Source organism: Herbiconiux sp. VKM Ac-1786 (genome assembly GCF_015350805.1).
GTDB lineage: Bacteria > Actinomycetota > Actinomycetes > Actinomycetales > Microbacteriaceae > Herbiconiux.
In genome coordinates this window covers 580,342-602,964 of sequence record NZ_JADKSG010000001.1, presented here as the reverse complement: position 1 = coordinate 602,964, position 22,623 = coordinate 580,342, and the positions used below count along the sequence as shown (strand labels likewise).

The 22,623-nt window shown below is 71.3% G+C and carries 20 protein-coding genes; 9 read left to right on the top strand and 11 right to left on the bottom strand.

Annotated elements, in window-relative coordinates; all coding sequences use genetic code 11:
• Positions 1-111: 111 nt before the first annotated feature.
• Positions 112-993, top strand: a complete 882-nt coding sequence (locus ITJ64_RS02950) for a hypothetical protein (protein ID WP_194679293.1) — start codon at positions 112-114, stop codon at positions 991-993.
• An 88-nt stretch (positions 994-1,081) separates the two neighbouring features.
• On the opposite strand, the gene ITJ64_RS02945 is transcribed toward ITJ64_RS02950, so the two are convergent.
• Together ITJ64_RS02945 and ITJ64_RS02940 are read right to left on the bottom strand one after the other, a co-directional pair.
• Positions 1,082-1,588: a YbaK/EbsC family protein gene (locus tag ITJ64_RS02945; protein WP_194679292.1), complete on the bottom strand. Its 507-nt coding sequence runs from the start codon at positions 1,586-1,588 to the stop codon at positions 1,082-1,084.
• Between the two features lie 16 nt (positions 1,589-1,604).
• Positions 1,605-2,294: an alpha/beta hydrolase gene (locus ITJ64_RS02940; protein ID WP_194679291.1), complete on the bottom strand. Its 690-nt coding sequence runs from the start codon at positions 2,292-2,294 to the stop codon at positions 1,605-1,607.
• Positions 2,295-2,361: 67 nt separating this feature from the next.
• Here ITJ64_RS02940 and ITJ64_RS02935 point away from each other — a divergent pair, with 67 nt between their 5' ends.
• Positions 2,362-2,766, top strand: coding sequence for an MmcQ/YjbR family DNA-binding protein (locus ITJ64_RS02935; protein ID WP_194679290.1), 405 nt, complete (start codon positions 2,362-2,364; stop codon positions 2,764-2,766).
• 37 nt (positions 2,767-2,803) lie between these two features.
• Here the strand turns inward: ITJ64_RS02935 and ITJ64_RS02930 are convergent, their stop codons facing one another.
• Positions 2,804-3,583, bottom strand: a complete 780-nt coding sequence (locus ITJ64_RS02930) for an Fpg/Nei family DNA glycosylase (RefSeq protein ID WP_194679289.1) — start codon at positions 3,581-3,583, stop codon at positions 2,804-2,806.
• Positions 3,576-8,555, bottom strand: coding sequence for a DEAD/DEAH box helicase (locus tag ITJ64_RS02925; RefSeq protein WP_194679288.1), 4,980 nt, complete (start codon positions 8,553-8,555; stop codon positions 3,576-3,578). Before ITJ64_RS02925 ends, ITJ64_RS02930 begins: the two co-directional genes overlap by 8 nt.
• 67 nt (positions 8,556-8,622) lie before the next feature.
• Here ITJ64_RS02925 and ITJ64_RS02920 point away from each other — a divergent pair, with 67 nt between their 5' ends.
• Positions 8,623-9,162, top strand: a complete 540-nt coding sequence (locus ITJ64_RS02920; RefSeq protein WP_194679287.1) for an NUDIX hydrolase family protein — start codon at positions 8,623-8,625, stop codon at positions 9,160-9,162.
• Between the two features lie 71 nt (positions 9,163-9,233).
• Positions 9,234-9,812 carry a YdeI/OmpD-associated family protein gene (locus ITJ64_RS02915; protein ID WP_194679286.1) on the top strand — a complete coding sequence of 193 codons (579 nt, stop codon included), beginning with the start codon at positions 9,234-9,236 and terminating at the stop codon, positions 9,810-9,812.
• A 109-nt stretch (positions 9,813-9,921) separates the two neighbouring features.
• On the opposite strand, the gene ITJ64_RS02910 is transcribed toward ITJ64_RS02915, so the two are convergent.
• The 3 genes from ITJ64_RS02910 to ITJ64_RS02900 all read right to left on the bottom strand — a co-directional run bounded on the left by ITJ64_RS02910 (position 9,922) and on the right by ITJ64_RS02900 (position 12,980).
• Positions 9,922-11,577: a DEAD/DEAH box helicase gene (locus ITJ64_RS02910; RefSeq protein WP_194680693.1), complete on the bottom strand. Its 1,656-nt coding sequence runs from the start codon at positions 11,575-11,577 to the stop codon at positions 9,922-9,924.
• A 174-nt stretch (positions 11,578-11,751) separates the two neighbouring features.
• Positions 11,752-12,402 carry a DUF1684 domain-containing protein gene (locus ITJ64_RS02905; protein WP_194680692.1) on the bottom strand — a complete coding sequence of 217 codons (651 nt, stop codon included), beginning with the start codon at positions 12,400-12,402 and terminating at the stop codon, positions 11,752-11,754.
• A gap of 41 nt (positions 12,403-12,443) precedes the next feature.
• The gene (locus tag ITJ64_RS02900) at positions 12,444-12,980 is read right to left on the bottom strand and encodes a hypothetical protein (RefSeq protein WP_194679285.1); all 537 of its coding nucleotides are present in this window, start codon (positions 12,978-12,980) and stop codon (positions 12,444-12,446) included.
• A 117-nt stretch (positions 12,981-13,097) separates the two neighbouring features.
• Between ITJ64_RS02900 and ITJ64_RS02895 the strand changes: the two genes are divergently transcribed.
• The 3 genes from ITJ64_RS02895 (at position 13,098) to ITJ64_RS02885 (ending at position 15,619) form a co-directional block, all read left to right on the top strand.
• Positions 13,098-14,144, top strand: a complete 1,047-nt coding sequence (locus ITJ64_RS02895) for a hypothetical protein (RefSeq protein ID WP_194679284.1) — start codon at positions 13,098-13,100, stop codon at positions 14,142-14,144.
• A 56-nt stretch (positions 14,145-14,200) separates the two neighbouring features.
• Positions 14,201-14,503 (top strand): DUF427 domain-containing protein, encoded by a 303-nt coding sequence (locus ITJ64_RS02890; protein WP_194679283.1) that lies wholly within the window; start codon positions 14,201-14,203, stop codon positions 14,501-14,503.
• Between the two features lie 114 nt (positions 14,504-14,617).
• Positions 14,618-15,619, top strand: coding sequence for a hypothetical protein (locus ITJ64_RS02885; RefSeq protein ID WP_194679282.1), 1,002 nt, complete (start codon positions 14,618-14,620; stop codon positions 15,617-15,619).
• Between the two features lie 6 nt (positions 15,620-15,625).
• On the opposite strand, the gene ITJ64_RS02880 is transcribed toward ITJ64_RS02885, so the two are convergent.
• The 3 genes from ITJ64_RS02880 to ITJ64_RS02870 all read right to left on the bottom strand — a co-directional run bounded on the left by ITJ64_RS02880 (position 15,626) and on the right by ITJ64_RS02870 (position 17,709).
• Positions 15,626-16,114 (bottom strand): SprT-like domain-containing protein, encoded by a 489-nt coding sequence (locus tag ITJ64_RS02880; RefSeq protein WP_194679281.1) that lies wholly within the window; start codon positions 16,112-16,114, stop codon positions 15,626-15,628.
• Between the two features lie 7 nt (positions 16,115-16,121).
• On the bottom strand, positions 16,122-16,610 hold the full coding sequence (locus ITJ64_RS02875) for a hypothetical protein (protein ID WP_228507628.1): 489 nt from the start codon (positions 16,608-16,610) through the stop codon (positions 16,122-16,124).
• A gap of 127 nt (positions 16,611-16,737) precedes the next feature.
• A complete protein-coding gene (locus ITJ64_RS02870) occupies positions 16,738-17,709 on the bottom strand; it encodes a sorbosone dehydrogenase family protein (protein WP_370545005.1) in 972 nt (323 codons plus the stop codon).
• A gap of 73 nt (positions 17,710-17,782) precedes the next feature.
• Between ITJ64_RS02870 and ITJ64_RS19245 the strand changes: the two genes are divergently transcribed.
• The gene (locus tag ITJ64_RS19245) at positions 17,783-17,959 is read left to right on the top strand and encodes a hypothetical protein (protein ID WP_370545004.1); all 177 of its coding nucleotides are present in this window, start codon (positions 17,783-17,785) and stop codon (positions 17,957-17,959) included.
• Here the strand turns inward: ITJ64_RS19245 and ITJ64_RS02865 are convergent.
• Positions 17,956-18,831 (bottom strand): fused MFS/spermidine synthase, encoded by an 876-nt coding sequence (locus ITJ64_RS02865; RefSeq protein WP_194679279.1) that lies wholly within the window; start codon positions 18,829-18,831, stop codon positions 17,956-17,958. The two genes, ITJ64_RS19245 and ITJ64_RS02865, sit on opposite strands and share 4 nt — an antisense overlap.
• A gap of 262 nt (positions 18,832-19,093) precedes the next feature.
• Between ITJ64_RS02865 and rpoB the strand changes: the two genes are divergently transcribed.
• Positions 19,094-22,582, top strand: coding sequence for a DNA-directed RNA polymerase subunit beta (gene rpoB, locus ITJ64_RS02860; protein ID WP_194679278.1), 3,489 nt, complete (start codon positions 19,094-19,096; stop codon positions 22,580-22,582).
• The last annotated feature ends 41 nt before the right edge of the window (positions 22,583-22,623 follow it).

Below are 22,623 nucleotides of genomic sequence, written 5' to 3'. Positions count from 1 at the left end.
CCGACCCGCGAGGTGCCGACCCGCGAGGCGCCGACCCGCGAGGCGCCGAACCGACAAGTCAGCGTGCGGCCGGCGGCGGAACGCGCATCCGTCGCCCGGGATAATGGTCGGGTGACTTCTGAGACCCCCGCCCTCGGCCTGCTGCTCGACGTCGACGGGCCGATCGCGAACCCCGTCACCCGCACCATCGCCATCCCCTCGATCGCCGCCGATCTCGTGGCGCTCGCGAACGCCGGCATCCCGATCGCGTTCAACACGGGGCGCTCCGACGGCTTCCTCAAGGGCGAGGTCGTCGGCCCGCTGGTCGACGGCGGGCTCAGCGCCGACGCGCGGGTGTTCGGCGTCTGCGAGAAGGGCGCGGTGTGGTTCGCGATCACGCCCGACGGGGCGGGGGAGCTGTTCATGGCGGGGAGCCTCGTTCCGACGAAGGAGTTCTCGACCGCGGTCGAGCGGATGGTCGACGAGCGCTTCGCGGAGTGGATGTTCTTCGACCACACCAAGCGCGCGTCCCTCGCCGTCGAGCAGCGCACCGACGTCGAGTCGTCCGACTATCTCGCGGTGCAGGACGACTTCTGCCGCGCCGCCGTCGATCTGTGCAGAGAATTCGACTACGGCGTGATGTGGAGGAACGAATCGTTCCCGGCGTCCGACGGGAGCGTCACGAAGCGCATCGACCCCACGATCATCTCGGTCGACATCGAATCGATCGTCGTCGGCAAGGACTACGGCGCCGAACGCGCCATCGCCCTGATCGAGGCGACCGGCCCGGTGCCCCACCGCTGGCACACGGTCGGCGACTCCCGCACCGACTACGCGATGGCCGACTGGCTGCACGCCCACGACTTCCACGTCGAGCACGTCGACGTGCGCCCGGCCGACGGCCGCCTCGACAAGTCCTACCCGGTGCTCGTCGCCGACGACCCGGCCCTCACCAACGACGCCGCCGGCGCCGCGTTCCTCCGCACCTGGACCACCGCCCTCCTCGGCGCCTGACCGCCCCGCCGGCCCACGAGCCGCCGCTCGCTCGGCTCAGGCCGCTAACCCGCCCCTGGCCGCGCTCCATCCGACGGAGCACGACCGGTCAGCCCCGGCGGATCCGCTCCACCCGCCCCCGCACCGCCGCCACCAGATCCAGCGGCGCCAGCTCGATGTCAAACCCCCGCCGCCCACCCGACACGAAGATCGTCGCGAACTCCAGCGCCGCATCGTCGAGCACCGTCGCGAGCGGAGTCTTCTGCCCGATCGGCGAGATCCCGCCGACGACGTAGCCGCTCTTCCGCTCGGCGACCGCCTTGTCGGCCATCGCCGCCTTCTTCGCCCCGAGCGCTCCGGCCAGCGCCTTGAGGTCGAGCTGGTCGCGCACCGACACGATCCCGATCCCGAATCCGGCGTCGGTCGCGACCATCAGCGTCTTGAACACGCGCGCCGCGTCGACCCCGAGCTCCCGGGCGGCCTCGGCGCCGAAGTCCGTGGCCGCCGAATCGTGCTCGTACACATGCGGCACGAAGCGGATGCCCGCCCGCACCAGCCCCAGCGTCGCCGCCGTCGTGGGTCCCGCCCCCGCCCCGCCGCCCTTCTTCTTCACCACCGCGAACCCGCGCGCCTCACACCATCCCCTCGAGCCCGAGCGTCACCCGCAGGAACGCCGACACGTCATCCAGCTCCTCCCGTGAGATGGAGTGCGCGATCCCCGGATACACCCGCTCCACCACCCGGAACCGCCCCGGCACGAACTCCGCCGTCCGCGCGATCGCCTCGGCCGCGATGACGGGGTCGGCGACGTCGCGCCCCCAGAACAGCGGCGGCCGCACCGCAGCCAGCTCCTCGTCGGACGGGAGCACCCCGGGTGCAATCGCGCCCGAGAGGTTCACGGCCGCGGCGAACCGGTGCACGCGCATCCGGAGCAGCTGGATCGACATCATGCCGCCCTGCGAGAACCCCATCGCCGCGACGGCCCGCGGGGCCCCGTACTCGGCCTCGACGCGGTCGAGCCAGCCGAGCACGGCCGACGCGGCGACGGTCGCGGCCTCGGAGGTGACGCCGCCGGGGGCGTCGAGCGGGAACCAGCTCCAGCCGCCCATCCCCCACGGCTCACCCGAGATGGGCGCGCGGAGGAACGCGTAGACGGCGTCGGCCGGCAGCATCGGCAGCAGCTGGGCGAGGTCGTTCTCGTGCGATCCGCGGCCGTGCATGACGATCACGAGCGGCTCGTCGACGAGCCTCTCGGACAGTTCCTCGCGCGGCACCGACCACACCACCGCGCTGTCGTCGATCTCGAGCTGCGTATCATCCATGGTCCGAATCTACCGCTCTCGTCCGCGCGGCTATCGCCCGGACGGCGGCGGGCGTAGCATGCCGGGCATGGAGCATCCGCGACTGTTCGACCCCGACGATGCCGTGGTCGCGCGCCTTCGCGAGATCTGCCTGCGCTACCCCGAGTCGGCCGAGGTCGAGGCCTGGGGGAGGCCCACCTTCCGCGCGGGCAAGAAGCTCTTCGCCATCGCGGGCGCGTCGATGCACCGGCCGCAGAGCGTGGTGTTCAAGCCGGCGACGGATGAGCATCCCGCCCTCTCGGAGCTCGACGACGTCTTCGTGCCGCCCTACTTCGGCCCCGCGGGCTGGCTCGCCATCGACCTCGGCCCCGCCACGGACTGGACCTTCGTCGCCGAGCTCCTCGACACCTCCTACCGCCAGGTCGCCCTCAAACGCCAACTCGCGGCCCTCGCCGCCGCCGACCTCCCCGCGCCGCCGCCCGGCGCCCCCTGACGACACGCCCGGTCCCGCGGGCGCGCCGCGACCACCCCTACGTCTGGCAGTGCGGGCACCAATACGTCGCCCGCAGCGACAGCTCCGACGCCCCCAGCTGCCCGTGCCGGATGCGCGTGCCGCACCGCCGGCACGGCTTGTTCTCGCGCCCGTACACCCACACCTGCTTGCCCGGCCGGAGGTCGCCCGTCGTCGTGCGCTCGACCCGGTCGCGGTTCACCGTGATCAGCTTCTTCGCCAGCGCCACGACCGCCGGCAGATCGGGCACCTCGGCCACCGGCCGCTGCGGCCGCACCCCGCGCAGGAAGCACAGCTCGTTCGCGTAGACGTTGCCGAGCCCGGCGAGGTTCCGCTGATCCAGCAGCGCCACGTCGATCTCGCGCGCCCCGTCGGCCGCGAGGCGCCGCACGGCCTCCTCGGCGTCCCAGTCCGGGCCGAGCAGGTCGGGCCCGAGGTGCCCGACGACCTCGTCCTCCATCTCGCGCGGCACGATCTCGACCGTGCCGAGGTCGAACCCCACCGCCACCCAATCGGCGTTCTCGAGGATGATGCGCGCCTGGTGCGCCGGCCGTCGCCACGCGGTGCCGTGCCGGTAGATGTGCCACGACCCCTCCATCTTGAGGTGCGTGTGGATGCTCGCCGCCCCCACCCGCGTCAGCAGATGCTTGCCCCGGGCCACCACTGCCTCCACCGTCTGGCCGGTGAAGTCCACCGCGGCATGCTGCGGCACCCGGATGTCGCAGCGCGTGAGCACCCTCCCCGCCAGCGCCTCATCGAGGTGCACCGCCGTTCGGTAGACGGTGTCGCCCTCAGGCACGGAGCCTCAACCCCCTGGGTGTGCCGGTGAAGCCCGCGGCCTCGAGCGCGCCGCCGACGGTGGTGCCGAGCACGAAGTCGCCGTTCACCCGCTCGACCGCGAGCTTGTCGACCCGCCCGGTGGTCACCGCCTGGGCGAGCGAGCGGGTGGCCACGGCGAGCACCTCCTCGGAGTCGCTGAAGGCCAGCGCCGTCTTGCCGCCGCGCTCGAGGTAGAGCGTGAGGACCCCGTCGACGAGCACGACCAGCGCGCCCGCCTTGCGTCCGGGCTTGTGGCCTTCGACGGTCGGCCACGGCAGGGCGGCGCCGAACGGGTTGGCCGGATCGGTCGCGGCCAGCGTCATGGCCTCCGGGGCGCGGTCACGGCCGCTGTCGCGCCCGACGGCGTCGGGGGCGAAGCCGCGGAGGCGGTCGATGGTGCCGCCCGTGGCGAACTGCGCCGCGCCCAGAGTCTCGACGAAGTACCCGCGCCGGCAGCGTCCCGACTCCTCGAACTGGCTGAGCACCCGGTAGACCAGCGCGAAGCCGCCGGGCACGCGCTCGTTCATCACCGAGCCGCGGGTGACCAGACCGTAGCGGTCGAGCAGCATCTCGGCGGTGCCGTGAGCGCGGAGCGTGGCGTCGCCGACGGGCTCGGGCAGCAGCGACCAGCGCCCGCCCGCGGTGGGCGGGCCGACCCGCGTCAGCATCGAGGCGCGGGCGATGCCCCGGCCGCGGTACATGCGCGAGCGGGTCGCGGGCCGCTTGGTGGCGTGAGCGGCCTTCCCCGATCCGGTGAGGGTGCGGAGCGGTGCGACCGTGTCGTTCGTCACGAGCCCGGCCCACACCAGATCCCAGATGGCGTCGACGACGGCCTGGTCGGTGGGCGGCACGACGAGCGCCGAGGCGGCCGAACCCGAGGCCGTGGCAGATGCTGAGTCCGGCCCCGACGCTCTGACAGCCGCCGCCCCGTCGTCGGGCACCGCGCCCCGCAGGATCGCCGCCCCCACCTCGTCGGCCAGCGACCGGAAGAAGTACGCCCCACCGCGCGACAGCGCAGCCAGCACCGCCGCGTGCACGGGCGTCTCGTCGAACGGCTCGGGCGGCGTGGCCGACAGCGGCAGCGTGTCGAGCGTGTGGAACGCGACCCACCCGTCACTGCCCGGCAGCGACCCGCGCCCCGACCAGACGACCTCGCCCGAGGCCGTGAGCTCGTCGAGCATGGCCGGGCTGTAGTCGCGCACCCGGGCGGGCAGCACGAGGTTCTCCCACGCCGAGGCCGGCACCGGCACGCCGGCGAGCTGTTCGATGACGGTCAGCACGCCGTCGACGCCGCGGAGCGATCCGCCGACGTGCTGCCACGACGGCAGGAAGCGCGCGAGCGTCTGCGTTCCCACCGGTTCCACCTCGTGCCGCAGCGCGGCGAGCGACCGGCTGCGCAGCCGCCGCAGCACCTCGGCGTCGCACCACTCCGTGCCCCCGGCCTGCCCGAGCGCCGGCAGCTCCGACGGGAACGGCCCGCCGTCGAGCACCGCTATGGCCGCGCCGTCACCGGATGACCCCAGCGACGACTCCACGGACGCCCCCTCGGGAGACACGCCCGCAGACACCGGCCCCGACCCCGTAGGCCTGAACTCCCCTTCGACGACACGTCGGTCGGCCGAGAGCCGCCGCAGCGCATCCGTCACCACCGCCACGCCCAGCCCGAACCGGGCCGCGACCTCGTGCGCGAGGAACGGCCCGTGCGTGCGCGCGTAGCGGCTGACGAGGTCGATCACCGGATGCTCGACCGGCGCGATGAAGGCGTCGGGAACGCCGAAGGGAATCGGCACCCCGAGCGCGTCGCGGAGCCGCCCCGCGTCTTCGATGCTCGCCCACTGCGGACGCCCCGCGAACGTCACCGGCAGCGCCCGCTTCGCCGCCACCAGCTCGGTGAGCGCTGCGGTGACGTCGAACTCCAGCGAGCGGGCCTGCACCTCGGCGGTGGTGAGGGGCCCCAGCATCCGCAGCAGATCGGCCACGCCCTCGAGGTCGCGCGCGCGCCGGTCGGGCGCGAGACGCTGCAGCTCGCGCTCGGTGTCGTCGATGACCGACGGGTCGAGCAGCTCGCGCAGCTCGGCGCGACCCAGCAGCTCGGACAGCAGGCTCGGGTCGAGCGCCAGCGCCGCCGCCCGCCGCTCGGCCAGCGGGCTGTCGCCCTCGTAGACGAAGGAGGCGACGTAACCGAACAGCAGCGAGCGGGCGAAGGGCGACGGCTCGCCCGACTCGACCTCGACCACGCGGATGCGCCGGGCATCGAGGTCGCGCGCGAGGGCGAGCAGCGACGGCAGGTCGTAGACGTCCTGCAGGCACTCGCGCACCGTCTCGAGGATGATCGGGAACGACGGGTACTTGCGCGCCACCTCGAGCAGCTGCGCCGAGCGCTGCCGCTGCTGCCAGAGCGGCGACCGCTTGCCGGGGTTCTGGCGCGGGAGCAGCAGCGCCCGGGCCGCGTTCTCGCGGAACCGCGACGCGAACAGCGCCGAGCCGCCGACCTCCTCGGTGACGAGCTGCTCGAGCTCGGCCGGGTCGAACAGGAACAGCTCGGCCGACGGCGGCTCGCTCTCGGTGTCGGGCAGCCGCACGACGATGCCGTCGTCGCTCGCGACCGCGTTCGCGTCGATGCCGAAGCGCTCCCGGATGCGCGCGTTGATCGCCAGCGCCCACGGTGAGTGCACCTGCATGCCGTACGGGGAATGCAGCACCACGCGCCAGTCGCCGAGCTCGTCGCGGAACCGCTCCACCACCATCGTGCGGTCGCTCGGCACGTGACCGGTGGCCTCGCGCTGCTCGGTGATGAAGGCCACGAGGTTCGCCGCCGCCCACTCGTCGAGCCCCGCCCGCTCGGAGAGCGTACGGGCGCCCTCCTCGTCGGCCGCGGCCACCGAGCGGGTGAACTCGCCGATCGCCCGACCGAGCTCGGCGGGGCGGCCGATGCCCTCGCCGCGCCAGAACGGCAGCCGCCCCGGCTGCCCGAACGCCGGCGTCACCAGCACGCGGTCGTGGGTGATCTCGTGGATGCGCCAGCTCGTCGCTCCCAGCGCGAACACGTCACCGACCCGCGACTCGTAGACCATCTCCTCGTCGAGCTCGCCCACCCGGCGGCCCGGAGCGGAGCGGGCCGACCCGGTCGACGGATCGGCATCCGTCGGCTCGCCGCCCACCATGAAGACGCCGAAGAGCCCCCGGTCGGGGATGGTGCCGCCGCTCGTGACCGCGAGGCGCTGGGCGCCGGGGCGGCCGGTGAGGGTGCCGGCGTCACGGTCCCAGACGAGGCGCGGGCGCAGCTCGGCGAACTCGTCGGAGGGATAGAGGCCCGAGAGCAGGTCGAGCGTCGCCTCGTAGGCCGAGCGCGGCAGGTTCGTGAAGGAGGCGCTTCGGCGCATGACGTCGAACCACTCCTCCACGTCGATCGGCTCGAGGGCGCAGGCCGCGACCGTCTGCTGGGCGAGGATGTCGAGCGGATTCGCCGGCACCGACAGCGTCTCGATCAGGCCCTCGCTCATGCGCAGCGAGACGACCGCCGAGTGGATGAGGTCGGCGCGGTGCTTCGGGTACAGCAGCCCCTTCGACACCTCGCCCACCTGGTGCCCGGCGCGACCGACCCGCTGCAGGCCGCTCGCGACCGACGGCGGGGCCTCGACCTGCACCACGAGGTCGACGGCGCCCATGTCGATGCCGAGCTCGAGGCTCGAGGTGGCGACGACGCAGCGCAGCCGCCCCGACTTCAGGTCGTCCTCGATGATGGCCCGCTGCTCTTTCGAGACCGAGCCGTGGTGGGCGCGCGCGAGCACGAGCTCGGCACCCTCGGTCTGACCGGCCTGCCCCATCAGCTGCGCGGGCGACGCGGATGCGCGTGCCGCCCCACCGGCCCCAGCCGCTGTCGCCCCATCCATCGGCGGCATCGACCCCTCGACGGGCGGCAGCGACACGGTCGCCCCCGCCTCGCGTAGCAGCCGCTCGACGCCCTCCTCGAGCATCGCGTCGACCCCGCGCTCGAGCTCCAGCGCCGTGGCGAGCCGCTCGCTGTAGATCTCGTTCAGCCGCGCGGTCAGCCGCTCGGCCAGCCGCCGGGAGTTCGCGAACACGATCGACGAGCGGTGCTCGAGGATGCGGTCGACGATGTCCTCCTCGACGTGCGGCCAGATCGACCCCTGCTCCGGTGCACTCGCCGCCGCGGCCGAGCCCTCCAGCACCGACCGGTTCTCGGCGGGCGGGATCTGCGACATGTCCTCGACCGGCACGACGACCTGCAGGTCGAACTTCTTCGTCGACGGCGGCGCCACGATCGTCACCGGACGGCCGCCCGCCAGGAACCGCGCCACCTCCTCCCGCGGTCGCACCGTGGCCGACAGCCCGATGCGCTGCGCCGGCTGGGGCAGCAGCGTGTCGAGCCGGTCGAGGCTCACGGCGAGGTGCGCCCCGCGCTTGGTCGCCGCGACCGCGTGCACCTCGTCGATGATCACCGTCGTGACCTCGGCGAGCGACTCGCGGGCGCTCGAGGTGAGCATGAGGAACAGCGACTCGGGCGTCGTGATGAGGATGTCGGGCGGGTTCTTGGCGAGCCCCCGCCGGTCGGCCGCCGGGGTGTCGCCCGAGCGCACGCCCACCGTGATGACCGGCGGCTTCGCACCCAGCCGCTTCGCCGTCTGCGTGATGCCGACGAGCGGCGAGCGGAGGTTGCGCTCGACGTCGACCGCCAGCGCCTTCAGCGGCGAGACGTAGAGCACCGAGGTCTTGCGCGGCTTGTCGTCGCTCAGTGTCGTCGCCAGCCGGTCGATCGCCCAGAGGAACGACGCCAGCGTCTTGCCCGAGCCGGTCGGCGCCACGACCAACGCGTGCGCCCCGCTGGAGACCGCCGTCCAGGCGCCCTCCTGCGCCGCGGTCGGCCCGGAGAAGGCACCACGGAACCACTCGCGGGTCGCGGGGGAGAACTGGTCGAGCACGTCGCTCATCCCCTCATCCTGTCCCACACCACCGACATCGGCGCGGACGCGGGTGGGCATCGGGTAAGAATGGGGTATGAGCGTTCGCACCCCCGACCCGAACTCCGGCTGGCTGAGCGACGGCGAGCTCGCCGAGATCAGGCGCCGCCTGCCGCTGCTCTACGTCGAAGCGGTGCCCGTGCGGGTCGACGGCCTGGGGCAGGTGGTCGAGGTCGGTGTGCTGCTCCGTGTCGGCCCGAGCGGCACCATCGCCCGCACCCTCGTCTCGGGTCGCGTGATGTACGGCGAGACCCTCCGGGACGCGCTCTTCCGCCACCTCGAGAAGGACCTCGGGCCGATGGCGTTCCCGCAGCTGCCGGCCAGCCCGGTGCCGTTCCAGGTCGCCGAGTACTTCCCGCTGCCCGGTGTCTCGCCCTTCTACGACGAGCGCCAGCACGCGGTCTCCCTCGCCTACGTCGTCCCGGTCACGGGCACCTGCGAGCCCCGCCAGGACGCCCTCGAGCTCACCTGGATGACCCCGCAGGAGGCGGCCTCCAACGCCGTCGCCGACGAGATGGAGGGCGGTCGCGGCGGCCTCCTCCGCTCGGCCCTGGCCTCGGTCGGGCGCCTGCTCTAGTCTCGGCAGCATCCGTTCAGGCTCGGCGGCACCCGTTCGAGACCCTGACGGCCGCCGCGAAGGAGCCCGCCGTGCCCGCCGACTACCCGCACCACCAGTTCGACGACGCCGCGGCCTTCGACGCCTTCCTCGCCGAGCACGGCGCGAGCGAGCCCGGCGTGCGCCTCCGCATCGCCAAGAAGGGCAGCGAGCACGCCACGGTCAGCCACTCCGACGCCCTCGACGTGGCCCTCTGCCACGGTTGGATCGACGGCATCCGCAACGCCCTCGACGGCGACTTCTTCCTGCAGACCTTCACCCCGCGGCGCCCCCGCAGCCTCTGGTCGAAGGTCAACCGCCTGCGGGTCGAGGCCCTGATCGAGGCGGGGCGGATGCGCCCGGCCGGCCACGCCGAGATCGACCTGGCGAAGAACGACGGCCGGTGGGAGGCCGCTTACGACTCGCAGCGCACCATCGAGGTGCAGCCCGACCTCGCCGCCGCGCTCGAGGCGAACCCCGAGGCGAAGGCCTTCTTCGCCACCCTGTCGAGCCAGAACCGCTACGCGATCCTGTTCCGCCTGCACAACCTCAAGCGCGCCGAGACGCGGGCCCGCCGCATCGAGGAGTTCGTGGCGATGCTCGCGCGGCACGAGACGGTGCACCCGCAGTAGCCGTGGGGGGTGCGTCGGCCGCGCATCCGCTCGTCTGTGGGCACGCCCGCAGACGGCGAACGGCCCGCCTCGCGAGGAGACGGGCCGTTCGATGGTTCAGGATGCTCGATCAGCGCGAGCGGCGACGACCGCCGGCCGAGTTGGCCGAGAACGAGGCTGCCGACTGACGGGCCCGGTCGGCTCCGCCGCCCTGCCCGCCCTGGCCGCCGCGACGGCCGCCCTCGCCGGAGCCCGACGCCGAGCCGTGGCTCGAGGAGCCCGCGCCGGAGCCGCCCGAGGAGGTGCTGTAGAACGAACGGCTTCCGCCGCCGACGCCGCCACCGGCGGAACCGCCGCGACGACCGCGACCCGCGCCGCCGTTGCCGCCGGCACCGCCCGAGCGCGAACCGGCGCCGACACCCTCACCGGAGCCGCCGGCCGCACCCGCGCCGCCGCGCCCGGTGCGCTTGCGCTGCGCGTTGGCGCCGGTGGACGTGCCGCCGTTGCGACCGCGCGAGACGCCGTCGTTGCCGGTGCGACGCTGACCCGACTCGGGCAGCGGCGTGAGCACGGGCTTGACGTACGCGGCGACCTCGCCGACGAGGGCGCTGACCGACGCGGAGTCGGCCGTGACGACCTCGGGGGTGACCTGGATGGCCGCCTTGCGGAGGAGGTCCTTCACGTCCTTGCGCTGCGCGGGCAGCATGATCGTGACGACGTCGCCCGCCGAGCCGGCGCGGGCGGTGCGGCCCGAGCGGTGCAGGTAAGCCTTGTGCTCCTCCGGCGGGTCGACGTGGATGACGAGCTCGATGTCGTCGACGTGCACGCCACGGGCGGCGACGTCGGTCGCGACGAGCACCTTGACGGTACCGGCGCTGAACGCGGCCAGGTTGCGGTCACGGGCGACCTGCGAGAGGTTGCCGTGCAGATCGACGGCCGGGATGCCCGACGCGGTGAGCTGCTTCGCGAGCTTCTTCGCGTGGTGCTTGGTGCGCATGAAGAGGATGCGGCGGCCGGTGCCCGAGGCGAGCTTCTCGACCAGCACGCGCTTGGACTCGACCGACTCGGTCTCGAACACGTGGTGGGTCATCGCGGCGACGGGCGAGTTGGCCTCGTCGACCGAGTGCAGCACCTCGTTGTGGAGGAAGCGGCGCACCAGCTTGTCCACGCCGTTGTCGAGCGTGGCCGAGAACAGCAGGCGCTGCCCGTTCGAGGGGGTCTTGTCGAGGATGCGCGTGACGACGGGCAGGAAGCCCAGGTCGGCCATGTGGTCGGCCTCGTCGAGCACGGTGATCTCGACGGCGTCGAGCGAGACGAAGCCCTGCTTCATCAGGTCTTCGAGGCGGCCGGGGCAGGCCACGACGATGTCGACGCCGGCCTTGAGGGCGGCGACCTGGCGGGACTGCGAGACGCCGCCGAAGATGGTGGTGGTGGTCATGCCGTAGGCCTTGGCCATCGGTGCGAGGACGGCGTCGATCTGGGTGGCGAGCTCGCGGGTCGGGGCCAGCACGAGGCCGACGGGGCGGCCGGGGCGGCGCTTGCCGCCGGCGAGGGTGCCGCCGAGGCGGGCGACCATCGGGATGGAGAAGGCCAGGGTCTTGCCCGAGCCGGTCTTGCCACGGCCGAGCACGTCGCGGCCGTTCAGGGTGTCGGGAAGAGTGTCGACCTGGATCGGGAACGGCTCGGTGATGCCGCTCGCGGTGAGCGTGGCCACCAGGGGAGCGGGGACGCCGAGCGCGGCGAAGGAGGTGGGGGTCTGGGACAAAGGTGACTGCCTTTCAGGCATTCGTCCGGACACGCCGCATTCCCGCAGCCCATCCGGAGTGATGGCGAACGCACCGACGGTGCATCCGTTCGCCGCAAGAAGTATCTGCAAATGGAGCGGCACACGAGGCCACACCCAGAGAAGAGGGAGCGTTCTTTCGACGCACGGGGCTCGCTATCGAGCCCTCGAGTGCCTTCAGTCTAGCGCATCGACCCCGAGGGTCGGGTCGCCGTAGCTCTCGCCGACGGCGATCGGCACCGCGACGCGGTTGCCGGGCTGCGCCAGGGGGCACGCCCAGGCCGGGTCGTAGGCACAGGAGGGGTTGTAGGCGAAGTTGAAGTCGAGCACGAGCCTGCCGCCGTCGGACGGGTCGGCATCGGGTGCGAGGGCCGGGTTCAGCGACGCCCCCTTGATCGTGTCGATCAGGTACCGCCCGCCGCCGTAGGTGCCGCCGGGCGTGCCCGCCAGCGCGTCCTTCACGGGCACGAACAGGCCGCCGCCGTACGAGGCGAGGCGCCAGACGTCGAGCTCGCCGACACCGTCGATGCGCGCGACGCCGAGCAGCTCGAACGGCACCACGCCGTCGGTGCCGGTCGCGAACTCGAACGAGCGCGGCCGCGGATCGTCGTCGGAGGGCTCGTCGATCGTCACCTCGAAGCGCCACGCCGGGTCGTAGGGAGCGACGGGCAGGCCGCTGAATCCCTCCCGATCCTCGGGCAGCAGCGGGGTGGCCGGATGCGCGGCGAACAGCCCGTCGCGTTCGTCGCGCCAGAACGCATGCGCGTCCAACACCTGCCCGGCGGCGGTGAGGCGACGCACCTCGTCGTAGATGCCGAACACGCGCATCCGCCAGTCGGCCGTCTCGAGTGCCGTGACCGCGCGGACGTTCACGCGCCGGCCGTCTCGGTGCCGACCTCGGACGTCTCGTCGTCGCTCTGCGGCAGGTCGTACGCCCAGGTCGGCGCGAGCTGCTGCAGCTTGCGGCCGCGCCACTGCCAGAACGCCCACAGGCTGTACCAGGCGAACGGCGTCAGCACGCCCGCGCCGATCTTCAGCTGGTCGCGGTAGAGCGTCTTGCCCGTGCCGGCGGGGTCGGGGGCGATGGCCATCTGGTGGTCCCACAGCTTGATGGTGCTGACGGCACCCGTGACGCCCTGCCCCGAGTCGTGCACGATGCGCACGTCGCCGTGCTGCCGGGTCTCGAAGTTCAGGCGGATGATCTGCTTGCCCATCGGGATCACCCCGCCGCCGCGCATCTCGACCGGATGCTGGCCCGGCTCCCACACCGTCGGGAACCCGTCGGCCGCCAGCGACTCGATCTCGACCAGCGGGCTCGACACCTCCCGGAACACCGCGGGGGAGCGGATCGCCCGCCAGGCGGCATCGGGATCGCAGTCGAGGACGAGCTTCAGCAGTACGCGCATCCTCACAGTCTCCCCTGGCGACCGGGGAATTGGAGCAGGAATTACTCAGCTGGGGGACAGCCGTGAGCGTGCTGTCCTGTGACTGCGCGACAACGAGCGCCAGACCCAGGGAGAACCATGTCCGAAATCGCCCGAGCCCGCACGTCCCACGCCCCGGCACGACGACGCCGGCTGTCTCTCACGGTCGGAGCGCTCGCCCTCGCGCTCATCGCGCCCGGTGTCGGCGCAGGGGTGGGTGCCGCCTCGCCGGCCGAGGCCCTCGACCTGCCGCCGATGGCGATCTCCCTCTGGCACGACCTCGAGCTCGTCGGGCCGTCGGGCGGCGCCGACGTGCTCACCACCGACGCGGCGGGCGACCTCTGGTACGTCGACGACACCACGCCGCACTCCCTCGTGCGCGTCGACCAGCGCACCCACGTGCAGACCCCGTTCCCGATCGCCGGCCGCAGCTGGGTGACGGCGATGGTGGGCGCACCCGACGGCTCGCTCTGGTTCGCCGACGACATCGCCAAGACGCTCAACCGGCTCGACCCCGCCACCGGTTCCATCACCTCGCAGCCGCTGACCGGGCTCTCGGGCGCCCCGAGGACGATGGTGATCGGGGCCGACGGGAACATCTGGATGAGCGACCCCTACGGCGCCACGCTGGTGCGCGTCGACCCGGCCGGCTTAATGACCATCCACCGCGAGCCGCGCGGAGCTCAGATCTTCGCGATGGTGGCCGGCCCGGACGGGCGGATCTGGTACTCACGCAGCGGTTCCGACCGGGTGGGCGCAATCGACCCGATCTCGGGGGTCTTCTCCGATCTGCGCGTCGGTGCCGCATCCGGCGTCGAGCTGGCCGTGGGGGCGAGCGGCTCCGTCTGGCTGAGCGGAGACGACGAACTGACCCGGATCCATCCCGACGGCACGGTCGAGGTGCACGACGTCACCGCACCGGGCACCTCGCCCGTGCGGCCGCTCGACATGGTCGGCGGTGAGATCGCCGGCGACGCCGACACCGAACTCCTCTTCATCGACGCGAACTACGGGTACGCGACCGTGAGCGAGAGCGGATCGGTGCACATCGATCCGCTGTCGGGCTTCCGAACCGAGATCGCCGTCGACGGGCAGGGTCATCTCTGGCTCAACGACTTCCGCTCGCACAGCCTGCTCTGGACCTGACGATCCGCCTGGACGCCGGCGCGAAGGCGTAGCGTGAGATCGACATTGGAGGTCACATGAAAGCTGTCCTGAACGGCACCGTCATCGCCGAAGCCCCGAAAGACGACCTGATCGCCATCGAGGGCAACTGGTACTTCCCGCCCGCGAGCGTCAACTCGCAGTACCTCGAGAAGAGCCCGACGCCCTACACCTGCCCCTGGAAGGGCGAGTGCCAGTACTTCAGCGTGAAAAACGGCGACGAGCTCCTGAAGGATCGCGCCTGGAGCTACCCGCACCCCTACGAGGGCGCCTTCGACCGCGTCGGCAAGGACTTCTCCGACTACGTCGCCTTCTGGAAGGAAGTCCAGGTCACCGACTGACCCGGCCTTCTGTCCGCATCGTTGAGCAGAAACTGCTCAGGATGCTCCGCGGCACTCCTCCCTTAGCGTGATCGGTCGACGCCCACCCCGGCGCCGACCGATCCGAGGAGCCCCATGTCCATCTCCATCCGCCGACGCACCGTCGCGTTCGCCGCCGTCCTCGCTGCACTCGCGGCGCCGATCGCAACGGCCACCGGGCCGGCCGGGGCGTGGGAGCTGCCGCCGCGGGACTACGCGACGTGGCACGAGTACGGGGCGGCGACCGCGGGCGGCAGTCCCGGGCCGCTGGTCGTGGCGCCCGGGGACATCGTCTGGTACGCCGACACGCTCGAGAACGAGATCGTGAAGGTGCCGGCCGCCGCGCCCGCAATGGTCGAGCACTTCCGCCTGGGCGCCCTCGCGCCCGGCATCTCCGATCTGGCGGCGGCGAGCGACGGCACGATCTGGTTCGGCGACTTCCTGAACGCCGGCATCGGGCGGCTCGACCCGGCGACGGGAGACGTGACGGAGTATCCGCTCGGCGGCGCCTTCGACATGGCGACGTCGCTGACGAACGGTCCCGACGGCGCCCTCTGGTTCGGCGACCCGTCGAACGGCGGCATCGGCCGCATCGCGCTCGACGGCACCATCACCCGAGTGCCCGACCCGGCCGGTGCTGGCGTCTACGGCATCGCTGCGGCCGACGACGGCCGGCTCTGGTACACCCGCGACGGCTACGGCTCCCTCGGGGCCTACGACCCGGTGACGGGCGCCCTCGACATCATTCCGGTCGGCGTCAGCGGTTTCACCGGCCTGACCGCGGCCGCCTCGGGCGGCGTCTGGGTCGGCGGCATCGACACCGTCGTGAAGGTCGCGACCGACGGCACCGTCACGAAGCGCATCACCATCCCGTCACCGTCGTTCAGCCCGGTGGTTCCCCGCCACCTCGTCTCAGCCGACGACGTCGACCTCGCCTTCACCGACGGCGAGAGGGGCCTCGGCCGCGTCGACCTCTGGGGCAACGTCTCGTTCTCGAAGCCTCCGTTCGCGGGGTCGCAGCCCGAACATCTCGGCGTGACGTCCTACGGCTCCCTCTGGTACAGCGACCTCGCCCGCCAGACCCTCGGCAACGGCTAGAGCCGACTAGGCCGAGCGGGGGGTCGCGCGGCGGGCCGCCGTGACGTCGCGGCGGGTCCAGGCGATCAGGTGCGCCGGCGAGAACCCGCGGGCGCAGAGGCTGCACGAGAGCCGCGCCGCCGGCTTCCGGTGCCGGTAGAAGGAGTGGCCCGCCGGGCAGACGCCGACCCAGGGCGCCAGCTCGTCGGCCCGCGTGCCGTCGTGCAGCCGCGACCCCTCGTAGCCGATGGACCGGGCGATGGACACCCACGACGGCCCGTGCGCCGCAGCCGCCCCGGCCAGGGCGTGCGCCACCTCGTGCAGCAGGATCTGGTGGATCTCGTCGTCGTCGTACCGGGCCGCCAGGTACCGCGACACCGTGATGCGGTGCGCCGTGTAGTTGCACTGCCCCGCCCGCGTCTTGGCGTTGTCGAAGCCGAAGCTCCAGACCGCGGGGTCGAGGTGCATCCTGATCAGGGCGTTCGCCCAGGTCGTGACGCGCGAGAGTTCGGCCATGCGGAGATTATGCCGCGAGCAGCGACTCGGTCACGGCGACCGCCACGAGGGCGCTCTCCAGCTGGTCGATCGAGGCGCCCTGCCGCTCCATCAGGAACACGGCCGCCTTGAAGTCCACGAGGGCCGCGTCGAAGTCCTTCGTCTCGAAGTGCACCTTGCCACGGCTGAGCGTCGCGATCGCCTCGAGGGCACCCCACTCATGCGTCTGCGCCTCCTCGACGCAGAGCCCGAGCTCCTGCAGCGCCGCCGGGTACTTGCCCTGGTACTGCTGCACCTGCGCCCGACGGATGCGCGCACCGAGCGCCATCTCCCGGTCGCCCGAGAAGCGCGCCTGGCGAACCGCCTCGTTCGCGATCACGAAGGCGTCGTCGAGCTTGCCGAGCAGACGCAGCAGCACGACCTTCTCGTTGAGCGCGCTGAGGCTGCGCAGCAGGCCGAGCTCGTTCAGGCGCTCCGTCGCGGCCTGCACGTCGACCTTCTCGCGCAAGGTGGTCATGTCGTAACCCGTGATGATGCTCAGTTCGTGCTCCTGGTGCTCGAGATCCCTCGACAAGCGTACCCAGGACGAGGGACATCCCCGGTCGCGACACCGGCGAACACCGAGCGAGCACCGGCGAACACGATCACCCCGCCGGAACCAGCTCCACCCGATACAGCACGTCGTCCCCCGCCCGGGGCTCCCCGCGCCCGTCCGTGTTGTTCGTCAGCAGGTACAGCGTCGACCCCGGCCCCCGCACCACGTCGCGGATCCGCCCGAACTGCCCCGTGTAGTGCTCCTGCGCCGACCCGTCGAAGCGGATGCTCCACAGCCGCTCCCCGCCGAGCCCCGCCATGAACACGGTGTCCCCGACGACCGCGATCCCCGAGGGGCTGGCGTCGTCCGTCGTCCACTGCTGCACCGGATCCACCAGACCCGCTGCGCCCGCGACCCCCTCGGAGAGAGGCCATCCGTAGTTGGCGCCCGGCGTGATCCGGTTGATCTCGTCCCAGGTGTTCTGCCCGAACTCCGCCGCCCACATGGTCCCGTCGGCCGCCCACGCGATCCCCTGCGGGTTCCGGTGCCCGAGCGACCACACCGGCGACCCCGGGAACGGGTTGTCCGACGGCACCGCTCCTTCGGCCGTCACCCGCAGGATCTTCCCGCCCAGAGAGTCCAGCGTCTGTGCGTTCGCCCCGTCGCTCGCGTCTCCCGCGGTCACGTAGAGCATCCCGTCCGGCCCGAACTTGATCCGCCCGCCGTTGTGGTTCGACGCCTTGGGCAGCCCGGTGAGCACCTCGGTGACGGCGCCCGCCGACCGCGCGCCGGGTGCGCCCGACAGCGGCATCCGCACCACCCGGTTGTCGTCGACCCCGGTGAACATCGCGTAGAGCCAGGTTCCGGATGCCCCCTCCGACGTCGTGATGCCGAGCAGCCCTCCCTCGCCGAGTGCCGACACCCCGGGCACGGTGGTCACGGGCACGGCCGCCCCGTCCACGATCTCCACCACGGCCCCCGTGTCCCGCTCCGACACGAACAGCGACCCGTCGCCGAGCGTCGCGATCGACCACGGGGCCGGCAGCCCCGACGCCACCACCGTCGGAGAACCCGACGGCACGAGAGGCCCGAGGTCCTCGACCGGGGCCGGAGGGGCCGGAGAGGAAGGAGGAGCAGAAGGAGAAGGAGACAGAGTGTCTGAGCCCGAGGGCGACGCGGACGGCATCGCCGTCGACGCCGCGGTCGGCCCCCGTGTCACCGAGGGCTCCGCCGAGCATCCGGCCAGCACCACCACGGCCAGCGCCAACGCGCCGGTCCCTGCGCCGGCACTCGAGAACGACTTCGATCGGGTCATGACGACCTCCCTCTAGTCGTCCATCCTCTTCCGGTCGACCTGGAAAATGCTCCGAGCCGGCGCCGGCGACTTCACCGCGGTCTGGTCGGTGGCCACGGCGGCCCCGGCGGTGAACTGCCGCAGCTCGCTGCCGGTGACCATCTTCGCGGGCACCGGATCGCTCGCCACCAACCGCGGCATCCGCTCGAAGGGCAGAGGGGAGTTCGAGGCGAACGCGACGACGTTGCCGAACCGGCGCGCCTTCAGCATCTGCGGATCGGCCACGATCGCGACGTCGGCGAACACCTGCCCGAGGGTCGCGGCCTGGCTGCGCGCGAACGCGAGCCCGGCCCCGTCGGCGACGTTCACGGCCACGAGGCCCGTGGGGGAGAGCACCGCCGCGACCGCACTGTAGAACTCGACGCTGGTCACGTGCGCCGGTGTGCGCGCCCCGGCGAAGACGTCGACGACCACCACGTCGGCCGTGCCGCGCAGCCCGGGCGGCAGCTTCTCGAGCACCGCGCGGGCGTCGCCGTGACGAACGCGGATGCTCGCCCCCTTCGGCAGGGGGAGGTGCTCCCGCACGAATCCCACGAGCTCGCTGTCGATCTCGACGACCTGCTGGCGCGAGCCCGGTCGCGTCGCCTCGACGTAGCGGGGGAGCGTGAAGGCGCCGCCGCCCAGGTGCACCGCCGTGATGGGAGCACCGGGGGCCGCCACCAGGTCGATGCCGTGACCGATGCGGCGCACGTACTCGAAGGAGAGGTAGCGCGGGTCGTCGAGGTCGACGTGCGACTGCGGCGTGCCGTCGACGATCAGCACCTGCGAGCCGGGCCGGAACCGGTCCTCCTCGAGCGTCGCCAGCAGGCCGTCGGCCAGCCGGGCGCGGGGAATCTCTCGATCTTTCACGCGTTATACCTGAGAAACCCAAACTGGTCAAGAATTCGACTGGACAGGCGTGTCGAAAGCGCCTATTGTGGTTCTTTGCGCTCCCAGAACACTCATGCCTTCATATTGTGGTCGGCAGCTGCCTGGTGACGGTCTTCGAATCGTCCCGTGCAGCAACACTCTAGAACCAGATGGCGGGTTCGGACCATATCTCGGGAGTTCTCGACACCACATCGACCGTAAGTAACGCAAGGGCCCGACGGGGTCCACGGAGGTTATTTCCTTGGCTGCTGCGCGCAACGCAACCACCACTTCACCCAAGAACGGCCGGGCCGCATCGCGGCTCTCGTTCGCCAAGATCACCGACACCCTGACCGTTCCCGACCTGCTCGCCCTGCAGACCGAGAGCTTCGACTGGCTGGTCGGCAACGACGTGTGGAAGGCACGCGTCGCGGAGGCCAAGGAGGCCGGCCGGCAAGACCTGCCCGGCCGCTCGGGCCTCGAGGAGATCTTCGAGGAGATCTCTCCCATCGAAGACCTCGGTGAGACCATGCAGCTCAGCTTCACGAGCCCGTTCCTCGAGCCCGAGAAGTACACCATCGACGAGTGCAAGGAGCGCGGCAAGACCTACGCCGCCCCGCTGTACGTCGAGGCCGAGTTCATGAACCACCAGACCGGTGAGATCAAGACGCAGACCGTCTTCATGGGCGACTTCCCGCTCATGACCGAGCGCGGCACGTTCATCATCAACGGCACCGAGCGCGTCGTCGTGTCGCAGCTCGTCCGCAGCCCCGGCGTGTACTTCGAGCGCACCCCCGAGAAGACCTCCGACAAGGACATCTACTCGGCCCGCGTCATCCCGAGCCGCGGTGCCTGGCTCGAGTTCGAGATCGACAAGCGCGACCAGGTCGGCGTGCGCATCGACCGCAAGCGCAAGCAGTCGGTCACCGTGTTCCTGAAGGCCCTCGGCCTGACCTCCGAGGAGATCCTCGAGGAGTTCAAGGGCTACTCGTCGATCGAGGCCACCCTGGAGAAGGACTCGATCCTCACCAAGGAAGAGGCCCTGAAGGACATCTACCGCAAGCTGCGCCCGGGCGAGCAGGTCGCCGCCGAGGCCGCGCGTGCGCTGCTCGACAACTTCTACTTCAACTCCAAGCGCTACGACCTGGCGAAGGTCGGTCGTTACAAGATCAACCGCAAGCTCGGCATCGACGCGCCGCTGTCCGACTCCGTGCTCACCACGCAGGACATCATCGCGACGATCAAGTACCTGGTGGCCCTGCACGACAACCGCACCACCCTCCCCGGTGTGCGCGACAGCAAGCCGGTCGACATCCGTCTCGACGTGGACGACATCGACCACTTCGGCAACCGTCGCATCCGCGCCGTCGGCGAGCTCATCCAGAACCAGGTCCGCACCGGACTGTCCCGCATGGAGCGCGTCGTCCGCGAGCGCATGACCACGCAGGACATCGAGGCGATCACCCCGCAGACCCTGATCAACGTGCGCCCCGTCGTCGCCGCGATCAAGGAGTTCTTCGGAACCTCGCAGCTCTCGCAGTTCATGGACCAGAACAACCCGCTCGCGGGCCTGACCCACAAGCGCCGCCTGAGCGCCCTGGGCCCGGGTGGTCTGAGCCGTGAGCGCGCCGGTGTCGAGGTGCGCGACGTGCACCCGAGCCACTACGGCCGCATGTGCCCCATCGAGACCCCGGAAGGCCCGAACATCGGCCTGATCGGCTCGCTGGCGTCGTTCGCCCGCATCAACTCGTTCGGTTTCATCGAGACCCCGTACCGTCGCGTCGTCGACGGCGTGGTCACGGCCACCATCGACTACCTCACCGCGTCGGAGGAGGACGAGTACATCGTCGCCCAGGCCAACGCGCCGCTGACGGCCGATGCGAAGTTCGCCGAGGCCCGCGTGCTCGCCCGTAAGAAGGGTGGAGAGGTCGACCTGTTCCCGCAGGAGGACATCGGCTACATGGACGTCTCGCCGCGCCAGATGGTGTCGGTCGCGACCTCGCTGATCCCCTTCCTCGAGCACGACGACGCGAACCGCGCCCTCATGGGTGCGAACATGCAGCGCCAGGCCGTGCCGCTTCTCCGTTCGGAGTCGCCGCTGGTCGGAACCGGTATGGAGGGCTTCGCGGCCATCGACGCCGGCGACGTGGTCACCACGTCGAACGCCGGTGTCGTGCAGGAGGTGTCGGCCGACGCCGTCACCGTCCAGCTCGACGACGGTGGCACCGACACCTACTACCTGCGCAAGTTCGACCGCTCGAACCAGGGCACGTCGTACAACCACCGCGTCATCGTCTCCGAGGGTGAGCGCGTCGAGGTCGGTCAGGTCATCGCGGATGGCCCGGCCACCGAGAACGGTGAGCTGGCGCTCGGCAAGAACCTGCTCGTGGCGTTCATGCCGTGGGAGGGTCACAACTTCGAGGACGCCATCATCCTGAGCCAGAACCTGGTGAAGGACGACGTGCTCTCGTCGATCCACATCGAGGAGTACGAGGTCGACGCCCGCGACACCAAGCTCGGCAAGGAGGAGATCACCCGTGACCTCCCCAACGTCAGCCCGGAGCTGCTGGCCGACCTCGACGAGCGCGGAATCATCCGCATCGGTGCCGAGGTCCGCCCCGGCGACATCCTCGTCGGCAAGGTCACGCCCAAGGGCGAGACCGAGCTCTCCGCCGAGGAGCGCCTGCTGCGCGCCATCTTCAACGAGAAGTCCCGCGAGGTCCGCGACACGAGCCTCAAGGTGCCTCACGGTGAAGAGGGCACGATCATCGCCGTCAAGGAGTTCTCGGCCGAGAACGACGACGAGCTCGGCTCGGGCGTCAACCAGCGCGTCGTGGTCTACATCGCCCAGAAGCGCAAGATCACCGCGGGTGACAAGCTCGCCGGCCGTCACGGCAACAAGGGCGTCATCTCGAAGATCCTGCCGGTGGAGGACATGCCGTTCCTCGCCGACGGCACTCCGGTCGACATCGTCCTGAACCCGATGGGCATCCCGGGCCGAATGAACTTCGGCCAGGTGCTGGAGACCCACCTCGGGTGGATCGCCAAGCAGGGCTGGGAGGTCGACGGCAAGCCGAAGTGGGCCGCGAACCTGCCCGAGCAGGCGCGTTCCGCTGCTCCCGGCACGAAGGTCGCGACCCCCGTGTTCGACGGCGCCTCCGAGGAGGAGATCGCGGGTCTGCTCGACTCGACGACCCCCACTCGCGACGGCGAGCGCCTGATCGGCTCCTCCGGAAAGACCCGTCTGTTCGACGGCCGCTCCGGCGAGCCGTACCCGGAGCCCGTCTCGGTCGGCTACATGTACATCCTGAAGCTGCACCACCTCGTCGACGACAAGATCCACGCTCGTTCGACCGGCCCGTACTCGATGATCACGCAGCAGCCGCTGGGTGGTAAGGCGCAGTTCGGTGGCCAGCGCTTCGGTGAGATGGAGGTGTGGGCCCTCGAGGCCTACGGTGCCGCGTACGCGCTGCAGGAGCTCCTGACGATCAAGTCCGACGACATCCTCGGCCGCGTGAAGGTCTACGAGGCGATCGTCAAGGGCGAGAACATCCAGGAGCCCGGCATCCCCGAGTCCTTCAAGGTGCTCATCAAGGAGATGCAGTCCCTGTGCCTGAACGTCGAGGTGCTCTCGGCCGACGGCACGGCGGTCAGCCTCCGCGACACCGACGACGAGGTGTTCCGCGCGGCGGAAGAGCTCGGCATCAACATCTCCAGCCGCTTCGAGTCGTCGTCCATCGACGACATCTGAGCCGGCAGCCACTAGAAGACTTTTTCCAGGAGAGAAGGAAA